The following is an 11861-nucleotide window of genomic DNA, read 5'->3' on the forward strand; positions in this document are numbered from 1 at the left end:
GCATGGACCTCTGTATCTGCCTGTCTGGCCAGCTTCGGGCTGTGGCGACTTCGTTTGAGAACCTGAAGGCAGCGACCGCCGGAAGTAAGCCCACGTTCATTTTCTCCGTATGGTCCAAAGTTGGTAGAAGATCTGACGGATATCTGTCGCCTTCGCAGCTGTTTCGGATGTTCGATACCAATGTTGCCTGCGCTTTAAGCTGGGACTGGCTCCCGGCCCGGATCACCGATTTTCTACCTGAGGTATATAATTATATCGAGACTTCTGCGAACGCCGGTCACACAGCTGACTCGTTGTCCATAATAAAGGCCCATTTTCCCGATGCAATTATCGATATAGAGGAGGCTTCAACGCTCGATTTGTCGTTCGACGAAGAGAGACAAGATCTTCACTCTCTGCGAATGCTCTACAAATTGTGGCGGGTGAACGAAATCAAGCGTAAAGTCGAAAAAGAACGTAGCAAGCGCTTCGATTACGTCGTGCGAATGCGCCCGGACTTTCGTTTAAATTATTTCGATGATAAACTTGTCGAAAAAGCCTGTACCAGCAATCATATACTAGTTGATGGATATATTGAGAATCAACTGTGGTGCGATGACAGCCTAGCGATTGGTAAGTCCGACGTCATGGACATCTATTCGGGCATATTCGGCAGAGCGATTTCCAATAGGCGCAAATGGGATTATATCCATCGCGACCTCGCACGCCACCTTCAAGAGAATGATATCTCGTTCAGTAAATACCCTCACCATGGCTACATAGCTCCAGATGTGACCGTAGATCTGCAGAAAACGATTGCTTGCTTGAACCTTCAGCGGCAAAGAGGGCACGTTTGGTCCGATATCCATCTAATCAGCCTTCAGGCAAACGAAATCCTTGAGAAAATAAAACTGAAGGATCTCTCCGCCGCAGCCCGCACTCTAGAGAATGCTGCAACGTCGTGCTTCGATCTCTCACTGCCTTGCGATGGATTGTTGTTTGCCGCCTCTTACTTGATGATGAAAAGCCGCAACTTCGATTTGGCGGTATTCTTTGGTACCGCATCCTCGATACTTCGTGCTCGGGTTCCGCTTGGAGAGCATTGGAACATTGCAAGGATAATCGCCAAAAGCTGCGTGCTTGGCGGATCAGTAGCGGCGGCAGACAATTCAGGACGTTTTTTCGAAGACGTCTATCGCCGAGCGGTCACGGAGTGGCCTCTCTTGGTGAGGCTGATCGAGCGCAGCAACTCTGCCGGAGAAGTGATTTCCACGGCTTCGCTGTCCCAGCACTTTGATCGGATCGCCAACGAGCCAGCGTTTTCGCACTACGTAAAAGAGGAGCTTTCTAGAAGGTCGGCGGCGCGCTAGCGCTTTGCTTTTTGTGGTTCGCCTCGAGAGGGGAAAGGACCTTTTCCGTGAGCGCTGGCTTTCTGACGCTTGAACGCCTTCTCGTTGTGAAATAGTAGTCTTTCGGAACACAGCTGCGCCTTACTCTTCGAGTGTGGGCGGCCATTCTCCGTGAGACTTTATGAATGTTGACTGAAGAAAACCTGCAACTGGTGCTCGATGCCGTATCGCGGACCATTCCCGCAGGTCAAATTCTGCTTGTCGGGTTTCCACCATATGCAGCGCGCCGGCTTCGAGAAATGGGCTATGAGGTGGATGGTGAGCCTATTTTTTATGACTGGCGGTCTCACAACATAAGAGCATCGAAGAGATATCGATCCGTCGTACTCGGCATATTCGATGAAAACCTTGCCAATTATCGTTGGGATGCTGCGTTAGAAGACGCTTCTTTTAGGGCTATACAGAACATCTGCTTCATTGCCTATGTGGGAAGCTCGGCCGTCGCCAAGCGGGCGGCCATTGAAGATTTTGCTTACCGCAAGGATCTCCGTAAGCATCCGGGCTACTACTCCGTCGTTCCGTATCATGCGCTCGATTCCGAGCGCGACTTCATCATCATCCCGCTCCAGCATCTGCCGAAGAACGCAGCGGACGCCTATCCGATTGCGGCGCTGATGGACAAGCGAAAGTTGCACATGGACATGTCGCGCGAATATGGCCGTCGGTCCGATGGGCATATCTTCCGCTATGCGCTCGCGTCGAATTTCATCCGCGCAGGGGATGTTGTCCTCGATGCAGCCTGCGGCATGGGCTATGGCGCCTGGGTCATGGCGTCGACGACCCGGGCAAGCAAGGTCATCGGCCTGGATATCGATGACGAGGCCGTGCGCTACGCAACGGCGATCTTTGCCGACGACATGTCGGACCGACTGGGCTATCAGCAGGGCGACGTTCAGGATCTCTCGCGATTTGCCGACAATTCCATCGACTTCATCGCCAGTTTCGAGACGGTCGAGCATATCGAAGATCCGCTTGGTTTTTTTGCGGAGGCGCGGCGCGTGCTTCGTCCCGGCGGTCGCATCATGGTCAGTGTCCCCAATCTCTGGGTCGACGAAACGGGACGCGATCCCAATCCCTTCCATCTTCACGTCTATGATTGGCAGCGTCTCCACCGGGAAATGACGCAGTTCTTTCTGCCAGAGCGGGCCATCGGCCAGACGGCGGGGGGCGGTTTCAAGCATTTCGGCCATGGTCGGTGGACGGGCGAGGCGAGCTTTACCGCCGATCTCTCGATCGATAGCGAATGGTGCTTGGCCGTTGGGATGAAGACACCCCTCCTTGAGACAGTCCCGTCATTCGAACAATTCAATTATCGCCATATGCCGTCTGCGGACTGGCAGCTCACCCGATTTGCAGAGCAATATGAAAACCCGTGGCTCATTCCTGCTCTCGTCCAACATGGCAAACTGAGGCCGTGGCGGTTGAGCGATCGCCAGGTGAGAACGGACGTGGCTCGGCAGGCTCTCGATCGACATCCCGCCGGCACGGCCGATCATGCCGCCTGCCTTGCCGTCCTCGGGCATGCAGCGCTCGAAGACTTGACGGTCGACGTTACGGACAGCGCAGCCTTGATTGAATCGATCGACACCCATCTCTCCAGCGTCGAGAAGCAGAGCCCAATCATGGTCCGCTGGGAGATTTCGCTTCTCTTCCTGAAGGGACTTCTCCACGAGGTCTCCGGTGAGGCCGAGGCGGCCTACGGAGCTTTCCATGCCTGCGCCCAGCGTTCGCCACTGGATTTTGCTCCATCGATCGCGACAAAGACCATCGGCGCTCTTTATCGCTGCGGACGCTTCCACTTCATGCGTCGTGACACCGAGGCCGCCGGCGAAGCCTGGCGCCGCGGGGTTGCTGTCTGTCGGGACGCGCTCTCGAAAAGTTCGTGGGACAGCATCGTCGGCAGCGAAGCTGCACCCGATGCTGTTGGCCTCTTCGAAATGATGGACGTCGTCAACATCGCTCAGCAATGCGCTGCAGCCTTGGAAGCGATGGGACATTCGGACTCTCCGCCAACGAGCTTCTGGTCAGTGGTGAACAACACTAAGGATGGTTGGCTGCGGAGCGAGGCGCAGCGCGTGCTTCGCCTGGAGGATGAGTTAAGGCGAAAGGCGCATTTCGAACGCCTGGCACTCGAAGCCCTTCACACCAGCCTGACCTAGAGCATTTCCAGCTGATCCGAGATCGCTTCGGCGTCGGATAATGCGGTATAAACAGGGATCTAAAGCATTTCCGGTGAAAGGAGTTCACCGGAAATGCTTTAGAACACGTGTGGTGCTTCCAGTATCACCACGAGCGTTCCGGGTTTGTTGATCTTTTCGATGATCCTAAAGGACGCGATCACGCCAAGGCTGAAAACGCTCTGGCGGGCGGCTGTGAGCTACTCCATAGCCGGTCTCTTTGCCCATCTATTTCGACGGGGTCGACCCTCCCCTGCCCTCACCCCCCAACGCCGCCCCGGCCAAGGCTCCGCCGTTCCACCAGGATCGGCTGTTCCTGCAGATGGATGGGCGTGGTTCTGCCTTCGATGCGGGAGAGCAGGGTGTGGACGGCGGTGCGGCCGAGGTTGCGGCCGGTCTGGTCGATGCTGGCGAGATTGACGAGGCCCCAGCCGGCCGGCGGCGAATTGTCGTAGCCGATGACGGCGAGATCGTCCGGCACGGCGATGCCGAGATCGGCACATTCGCTGAGCAGGGTAATGGCGTCGAGGTCGCTCCAGCAGAAGACGGCGCGCGGCCGGTCGGATCGCATCAGAAAGGCGCGCAGCGCCTGTTCGCGCTGTGGCGAGTCGGGTGGGATGCCGATAATGGCCGGCTTTGATGCAAGGCCGGCGCGCTCAATGGCGCGTGCGAAGCCGATCTCTCTCTGGCGCACGACCGAGACGCGATGGCCCTCGCGCTGGCCGAGGCTCAGCATCTCTACCGTCCTGTAGCCATAGGATGCGAGGGCTTCGACTGCCAGTTCCGCGCCGCGCTGATCGTCGGCATTGATCGTGTCGAAAGCGGTGGCCTCGGCATCGTGATAGCCGACCGTGACGATCGGGATCTGTTCGGCGAAGCCGGCAATGACATCCGAGGGCAGCCGCGGCGCGACAAGGATCAGCCCGTCCATCTTGTAGTCGATCATCGACTCGATGAGCGAGGTCTCCAGCTGCGTCCGCGCCTCGCCGACACCGATCATCGCCTGATAGTGCGATTTGGTAAGCACCTCGTTCACCCCGCCGATCACCTCTGGCAGGAACGGGTTGCGGATGTCGATCAGCAGCAGGCCGATGGTAAATGTGCGCCCGCGCAGACCACGGGCCGCGCGCGACGGACGGTAGCCGAGCGTCTCGATCGATTCCGCCACCTTGGCGCGAAGCCCCTCGCTGACGCCATAGGCATTGCGCATGACCTTCGACACGGCTGCGACTGAGACGCCGGCATGGGCCGCGACCGTGCGGATCGTCACGCGATCCTTCGTCATACGCTTGGCAAGGTCGTCCATCGTCATCCAGTTTTTCATGATCCGCAGACAGTTCGTCCGTCCGCTCGAACGCACCATGGCAGATGGTCAGCAAAATTTCTATTGCACCCGGACGCAAAATGTAGAACGTTATATGGAGAACGTTCTACGAAGATCAGGGAGGGTCTCATGAACTTCGAACCGGTGCGTCCCCGCGGCAGCCAGAATGCCGGCCAGGGCACGGCAGATCAGGGCCCCCAGGCTTGGACCGGCGAGATGATCGCGCCCCTGTCCGATCAAGGTCAGGGCACGCCGGCAAGCTTTGTCTCGACCACGTTTCGCCATGCGGGCGGCGAAGGCCCTGTCACCCTGCTCATCTCAGCGCTTGGGCTCTACCGCTGCTTCATCAATGGCGCCCGCGTCGGCCAAGACCTGCTGACGCCAGGCTGGACCAATTACGATGCACGCATCGCCTATCAGACCTATGACGTGACGGCCCTGCTGCGCGACGGCGACAACCGGATCGAGATCTGGCTCGGCGATGGCTGGTTCCGCTCGCCGATCATGTGGGGCACCGATGCGATCGCCAATTGCTGGGGAGAGCGGACGGCCGCGATCGCCGAGCTTCGTCTGGGCGCGAAGACGCTGGCGAAGACGGATGCCAGCTGGAAGAGCGGCCTGCTGCCGATCCGCAAGGCCGGGATCTATTTCGGCGAGATCTACGACGCCCGGCTGGAGCCGCCGGCCGAAACGCATGGCACCGAGGTGCTGGGTTTCGACGAGCGTCGACTGGTCGCGCATGAGACGAGCCCGGTGCGTGAGCTGCCGGCGCTGGAGCCGGTCGACAGATGGACGGATGCGGAGGGCCGGACAGTCTATGACTTCGGCCAGAATGTCGGCGGCTATGTGCGCTTCAGCGTGCGCGGCGCGGCCGGTGACGAGGTGCACGTCGAACATTCGGAGGTGCTCGGGCCCGACCGTCACTTCGACAATCGCAACTATCGCTCGGCGGACGCGGTTTTGCACTACACGCTCCGCGGTGGCGAGGTGGAAACCTATGCGCCGATCTTCACCTTTCAGGGCTTTCGCTATGCGCGGGTGACCCTGTCGGGACAAGCGGAGATCGTGGCCATCCGCTCCATCCCGATCTCTTCGGTCTCGGAGCTCAAAGGTGGGTTCACGTCCGCCAATCCGCTGGTCGATCGGCTGGTGCTGAATACGATCTGGTCGCAGCGGGCCAATTTCATCGAGGTGCCGACGGATTGCCCGCAGCGCGACGAGCGCCTCGGATGGACCGGCGATGCCCAGGTTTTCGCCGCCACCGCCTGCTGGCTGACCGATAGCCAGAGTTTCTTGCGGAAATATCTGCGCGACGTCATGGCCGATCAGCGCCCGGACGGGGCGATCCCGCATTTCTCGCCGGATCCGACCCGGCTGCACCCGCAGAATTTTCCAGGCTTCGCCGGGTCGACGGGATGGGGCGATGCGATCGTCGTCATCCCCTGGGTGCTCTACACGCATTATGCCGACAAGGCCGTGCTGTCCGAATGCCTCGGCGCCATGCAGCGCTGGGTCGACTTCGTCTGGTCGATCTCGGATGGACCGGTGGTCCGCCCGCCTGCCCGCTGGGGCGATCGCGGCTTCACCTTCGGGGACTGGCTGCAGCCGGTCGGCGACAATCGCAAGCCGCGGCCGACCATTGCCGATGACTGCGCCGCCACGCTCTACCACTTCATCTCGACCGATCTTCTGGCACGCATCGCCGCCGTGCTCGGCGAGACGGACCTGGAGGCCCGGATGAAGGAGCGGGCCGAGGCGATTCGCGCGGCCTTCGCGCTCGAGTTCATCACGCCCGCGGGCCGTCTCGCCCATAACGACCAGACCTCCTATGCGCTCGCCTTCCTCTACGGCCTCGTGCCGCCGGACAAGGTGGACGCCGCCAAGGCGCATTTCCGCAGGGTGATCGTCGATGCGGACTATACGATCGGCACCGGCTTCATCGGCACGCCCGCCTTGCTGCCGGCGCTCACCAAGCTCGGCATGGACGATCTGGCCGAGCGCGTCTTCCTGCAGGAAAAGGTCCCCGGCTGGCTCTACCAGGTGTCGCAGGGGGCGACGACGATCTGGGAGCGCTGGGATTCGATGGCGCCGGACGGCACCATCTACGAGCCGGAGATGAACAGCTATAATCACTATGCCTATGGCGCGGTCTGCCAGTGGCTGTTCGAAAGCGTGGCCGGCATTGCGCCCTCGCCGGAGGTCCCTGGCTTTGACGAGATGGTGATCGATCCCGCGCCTATTCGCGCTCTGTCACCGGTGCGCGCCCATCACGATGTGCGCCAGGGCCGCATCGCGGTTGCCTGGACCTGCGAGGGCGACCAGGTGCGCTACGAGCTCACCCTGCCGGAAGGCTGCACCGGCCGGTTCGTGCCCGGCGCGCGGCATGGCGAGCCCCATCTCGACGGGGTCCGCATCGATGGCGCAACGACCATTCCGGCCGGAACGCACCGGCTGGATTTTACCCTCCCGCCTCGTTGAGGAGCGAGCCGGGAGGAGCATTCCGAGACTTTGCCACTCGTGTCCATTCGTCACCCGTTCAGAGGAGGAACGTCATGACAAACCGCATGAAGCGAATTCTTGCCGGCGCATCGGCCCTGATTGCCTTGATGGCGGCCGGCCCCTCGATGGCCGAAACCACCCTCAGCTTTCTGATCGACAACAATCCGGAATCGGTCGCGGCGGCGGAAGCGCTGGTGGCGGCCTATGGAGAGAAAGCACCGGATGTCTCGATCGAGATCGAGCAGCGGCCGGGCGGCGGGGAAGGCGACAACATCGTCAAGACCCGGCTCGCCACCGGCGAGATGTCGGATCTGTTCATCTACAATTCCGGTTCGCTGATGCAGGCGCTGAAGCCGGCGCAGATGCTGGCCGATCTCAGCGCCCTGCCCGCACAGGCTCATATCTCGCAGGACTTCAAGACCGTGGTCAGCGCAGGCGGCAAGGTCTATGCGGTGCCCTTCGGAACGACGATGGGCGGCGGCCTGCTTTACAACCGCAAGATCTACTCCGAGCTCGGCCTCACCGTTCCGAAGACATGGGCGGACTTCATGGCCAACAATGAGAAGATCAAGGCGGCCGGCAAGGTGGCCGTTGCCCAGACCTACCGCGACACCTGGACCTCGCAGCTCTTCATTCTGGCCGACTTCCACAACCTTGCAATCGAGGTCCCGAATTTCGCGGCCGACTACACGGCGAACAAGGCGAAATATGCCACGACGCCGGCGGCCCTGAGGGGCTTCGAACGGTTGAAGGCGGTTCACGATGCCGGGCTGATGAACGAGGATTTCGGCGCCGCCAGCTATGATGACGGGCTGCGCATGGTGGCCACCGGCGAGGCCGCCCACTACCCGATGCTGACCTTTGCGATCGGCGCGCTCAAACAGAACTATCCGGAACACCTCGGCGATGTCGGCTTCTTCGCCCAGCCCGGCGACGATGCGTCGAAGAACGGCCTGACCGTCTGGATGCCGACGGCGCTCTACATCCCGGCCGCCAGCCCCAACCAGGAGGAGGCCCGCAAGTTCGTCGATTTCGTCGGCAGCGCCGAAGGCTGCAGAATCATGGTCGAGACCAACGCGCCGCAGGGCCCCTCCCTTGTCGACGGCTGCGACCTGCCAGCCGATGTTCCGCCGGCCGTGAGCGATATGCTGCCCTATTTCGCGGCCGATGGCGGCATTACCCCAGCGCTCGAATTCGTGTCGCCGATCAAAGGGCCGGCGCTGGAACAGATCACCGTCGAAGTGGGATCCGGGATTCGCCAGCCGGCGGAAGCGGCCGCGCTTTATGTCGAGGATGTGCGCAAGCAGGCCAAGCAGCTCGGTCTGCCCAACTGGTAAGCTCCCGCTCGACCGCGCAAGCCGGAGGCGTCGCCCCGGCTTGCGTGAGGGAAAGCAAATCGCTCCAATCGGCACCGCGCAGTACTCTCCGGACTCCGCGCGGACAGATCAGGCTCTTGCGCAAAGAGGGAGAAATGCCTGAGATTCGTCGCCCTTCGCGGCCGTCCCCTTATCCCCTGTGGTTCTTCCTGCCGGCCGCCATCGTCTATGGCGTCCTCTTCCTGCTGCCGACGGTCACCTCGCTCTGGTACAGCCTGACGCGCTGGGATCTGACGACGGCGGAGTTCATCGGCCTCGACAATTTCCGGCAGTTCTTTTCCGAGCCCTTTCTGGTGCAGGGGCTGGTCAACACGCTGATCTATGCGGTGACCACCTCCGGCCTGAAGACGATCTGCGGCCTGCTGCTCGCGGTGCTGCTGACGAGCAACATCGTCGCCCGGGGGCTGCTTCGCACCATGATCTTCTTTCCCGTGCTCGTCTCGACCATCGGCATCGGCATCACCTTCACCGTGCTGATGCACCCGACCCGCGGCGTCATCAATGTCGCACTCGGCGCGATCGGCATCGCCGGGCCCGGCTGGCTCACCAATCCCGCCCTGGCGCTGTTCTCCGTGGCGCTCGTGGATCTCTGGAAAGGCGTCGGTCTCGCCACGCTCATCTTCATCGCCGGCCTCTCGGCCATTAGCCCGGATTATTACGAGGCCGCCCGCATCGATGGCGCGACGCGGGCCCAGCAGTTCCGTCGCATCACCCTGCCGCTGGTCCGCCCGGCAACCATCACCGTCGTCACCCTGTCGCTGATCGGCGGCCTGCGCTCCTTCGACCTGATCTGGGCCATGACGCGCGGCGGACCGGGCTTTTCGTCGGATGTGATCGCCTCCGTCATCTACAAGCAGTACCAGGCCGGCTTCTACGGCCTGTCGACGGCCGGCAATGTGATCCTCTTCGCACTGATCGCGGCAATCATCCTTCCCTTGTCGCTGATCTTCAATCGGCGCGAGGTGGAGTCATGAGCAGAACGCGCCCACTCGTCACCGGCGCCATCGCGCTGGTGTTGACGACCATCATCTTCGTGCTGCCCTTCGTCTTCGTGGCCCTGCAGGCCGGCAAGTCGAAGTCCGAAGCCTCGAGGCTCGATTTCAGCCTGCCGAAAGAGTGGATGTTCTGGGACAACCTCGTCGCGGTGTTCAAGGCGCGCGACTACCAGCTGCTGCTCGCCTACTTCAACTCGACGCTGATCACGGTCGTCTCCGTTTCGATCCTGATCTTGCTCTCGGCCATGGTCGGCTATGTGATGCAGCGGCGGGCGACGCCCTGGAACACGGTGGCCGCCATCGCCCTCTTCATGGGGCTGATGATGCCGCCGGCGGTGGTCCCGACCATCCATCTCCTGCAGGAGATCGGGCTCTTCAAGTCGATCGGTGGCATGATGCTGATCCAGGTCGCCTACAACCTGTCCTTCTCCACCCTGCTCTACCGTTCCTTCATCTCCACCATCCCGCGCGATCTCGACGAGGCGGCGCGGATCGACGGGGCGAAGCCCTGGCAGATCTTCCTGCGCGTCATCCTGCCGCTGCTCAAGCCGGTGACCGTCACCAACATCGTCGTCCAGTCGATCGCCATCTTCAACGATTTCACCAACCCGCTCTATTACCTGCCCGGCAAGGACAATGTGACCGTCCAGCTGACGCTCTACAATTTCCAGAGCATGTATACGAGCCAGTACAATCTCTTGTTCATGAACATCCTGCTCGTCACCATTCCCCCGCTGGTCGTCTTCATCTTCTTCAACCGGCAGATCGTGGCGGGCATGACGGCTGGCGCCGTGAAAGGATAAGCGCATGTCCGATGTCGCGTTGAAAAAGATCCGCAAGAGCTTCGGGGCACTGGAGGTCATCAAGGGCATCGACCTCGAGATCAGGTCCGGCGAATTCGTGGTCTTCGTCGGTCCATCCGGCTGCGGCAAGTCCACGCTGCTGCGCATCATCGCCGGCCTGGAGGAGACCACCTCCGGCTCGCTCTCGATCGGCGGGACGGACGTGACGCATGCCGAGCCCGCTGACCGGGGCATTGCCATGGTGTTCCAGAGCTACGCGCTCTATCCGCATATGACGGTGGCCGAGAATATCGGCTTCGGCCTGTCGCTTGCCCGCCGGCCGAAGGCGGAAATTGAGGCGAAGGTGCGGGCCGCCGCCGAAAGCCTGCAGCTGACGGCCCTTCTCGATCGCAAGCCGAAGGCGCTGTCCGGCGGGCAGAGACAGCGGGTCGCGATCGGCCGCGCCATCGTGCGCGATCCGAAGGTCTTCCTGTTCGACGAGCCGCTCTCCAATCTCGACGCCTCGCTGCGCGCCCAGATGCGCCTGGAAATCACCGAACTCCATGCGCGGCTGAAGGCGACGATGATCTATGTGACGCACGATCAGGTAGAGGCCATGACCATGGCCGACAAGATCGTCGTGCTGAATGGCGGCCGGATAGAGCAGGTGGGAACGCCGATGGAGCTCTACCGGCATCCGAAGACCCCCTTCGTGGCCGGCTTCATCGGCAGCCCGCGCATGAACCTCTATGGCGGCGAGGTTGCGCGCGCCTATGGATGCTCGACCTATGGCATCCGCCCGGAACATATCCGCCTCTCGCCGGAGAAAGGCCGCTGGCAGGGCAGGATTCGTCATCTGGAACGCCTCGGTGCCGACGCCGTTCTCTATCTTGATGTCCCAGTTCTCGGCAGCCTCGTCGTTCGAACCGCGGGCGAGACACCCTTCGAAACCGGCATGACGGTCTTCGCCGAGCCTGCGCCCGATGGGGAGCATCGCTTTACCGCCGATTGAGCCTTTGTGGTGTGGACGGAACGGCCCAAGGAACTCGCTGTCTGTAAAGCGTCCGAAGCACAGCACGGATCCAGTCTCGCTTGCTTACGACCGTGGCGGACCAACCGAAGACGGCGACCGTTGAGGACGCTTTGATCGACCGTGGTGGAAACCTGCTCCGCCAAGGCGAAAAATCTCCGCTACCGACTTCGGACATTCGCCGTATCCGTGCTTGACAACCAACCGATGGATAGATTTTAATCATGCTCATCATTGAGGCACCGCGCTTCGTGGTGTGACATCGGCGACATCCGCCAGCGGGCAATACG

Annotated in this window: 8 protein-coding genes; 7 read left to right on the forward strand and 1 reads right to left on the reverse strand. The window is 61.1% G+C overall.

Annotated elements, in window-relative coordinates:
• Positions 1–2 precede the first annotated feature (2 nt).
• Together ACLE20_RS00950 and ACLE20_RS00955 are read left to right on the forward strand one after the other, a co-directional pair.
• Complete coding sequence (locus tag ACLE20_RS00950) at positions 3–1349, forward strand: hypothetical protein (RefSeq protein ID WP_410938381.1); 1347 nt, start codon at positions 3–5, stop codon at positions 1347–1349.
• A gap of 164 nt (positions 1350–1513) precedes the next feature.
• Positions 1514–3547, forward strand: coding sequence for a class I SAM-dependent methyltransferase (locus tag ACLE20_RS00955; RefSeq protein ID WP_410938382.1), 2034 nt, complete (start codon positions 1514–1516; stop codon positions 3545–3547).
• Between the two features lie 277 nt (positions 3548–3824).
• Here ACLE20_RS00955 and ACLE20_RS00960 read toward each other — a convergent pair whose 3' ends face one another.
• The gene (locus ACLE20_RS00960; protein ID WP_410938383.1) at positions 3825–4877 is read right to left on the reverse strand and encodes a LacI family DNA-binding transcriptional regulator; all 1053 of its coding nucleotides are present in this window, start codon (positions 4875–4877) and stop codon (positions 3825–3827) included.
• A gap of 141 nt (positions 4878–5018) precedes the next feature.
• Between ACLE20_RS00960 and ACLE20_RS00965 the strand changes: the two genes are divergently transcribed.
• The 5 genes from ACLE20_RS00965 to ACLE20_RS00985 all read left to right on the forward strand — a co-directional run bounded on the left by ACLE20_RS00965 (position 5019) and on the right by ACLE20_RS00985 (position 11553).
• The gene (locus ACLE20_RS00965) at positions 5019–7367 is read left to right on the forward strand and encodes a family 78 glycoside hydrolase catalytic domain (protein WP_410938384.1); all 2349 of its coding nucleotides are present in this window, start codon (positions 5019–5021) and stop codon (positions 7365–7367) included.
• A gap of 74 nt (positions 7368–7441) precedes the next feature.
• Positions 7442–8725 carry an ABC transporter substrate-binding protein gene (locus tag ACLE20_RS00970; RefSeq protein WP_410938385.1) on the forward strand — a complete coding sequence of 428 codons (1284 nt, stop codon included), beginning with the start codon at positions 7442–7444 and terminating at the stop codon, positions 8723–8725.
• A gap of 134 nt (positions 8726–8859) precedes the next feature.
• Positions 8860–9738 (forward strand): carbohydrate ABC transporter permease, encoded by an 879-nt coding sequence (locus ACLE20_RS00975; protein WP_410938386.1) that lies wholly within the window; start codon positions 8860–8862, stop codon positions 9736–9738.
• Positions 9735–10562, forward strand: coding sequence for a carbohydrate ABC transporter permease (locus ACLE20_RS00980; protein ID WP_410938387.1), 828 nt, complete (start codon positions 9735–9737; stop codon positions 10560–10562). Before ACLE20_RS00975 ends, ACLE20_RS00980 begins: the two co-directional genes overlap by 4 nt.
• Positions 10563–10566: 4 nt before the next feature.
• On the forward strand, positions 10567–11553 hold the full coding sequence (locus tag ACLE20_RS00985; protein WP_410938388.1) for an ABC transporter ATP-binding protein: 987 nt from the start codon (positions 10567–10569) through the stop codon (positions 11551–11553).
• Positions 11554–11861 lie beyond the last annotated feature (308 nt).

It is taken from the genome of Rhizobium sp. YIM 134829, assembly GCF_046546455.1.

Coding starts and splice junctions, on each gene's coding strand:
- ACLE20_RS00985 (WP_410938388.1), top strand. CDS start 10,567: ATGTCCGATGTCGCGTTGAAAAAGATCCGCAAGAGCTTCGGGGCACTG.
- ACLE20_RS00975 (WP_410938386.1), top strand. CDS start 8,860: ATGCCTGAGATTCGTCGCCCTTCGCGGCCGTCCCCTTATCCCCTGTGG.
- ACLE20_RS00960 (WP_410938383.1), bottom strand. CDS start 4,877: ATGACGATGGACGACCTTGCCAAGCGTATGACGAAGGATCGCGTGACG.
- ACLE20_RS00965 (WP_410938384.1), top strand. CDS start 5,019: ATGAACTTCGAACCGGTGCGTCCCCGCGGCAGCCAGAATGCCGGCCAG.
- ACLE20_RS00970 (WP_410938385.1), top strand. CDS start 7,442: ATGACAAACCGCATGAAGCGAATTCTTGCCGGCGCATCGGCCCTGATT.
- ACLE20_RS00950 (WP_410938381.1), top strand. CDS start 3: ATGGACCTCTGTATCTGCCTGTCTGGCCAGCTTCGGGCTGTGGCGACT.
- ACLE20_RS00980 (WP_410938387.1), top strand. CDS start 9,735: ATGAGCAGAACGCGCCCACTCGTCACCGGCGCCATCGCGCTGGTGTTG.
- ACLE20_RS00955 (WP_410938382.1), top strand. CDS start 1,514: ATGTTGACTGAAGAAAACCTGCAACTGGTGCTCGATGCCGTATCGCGG.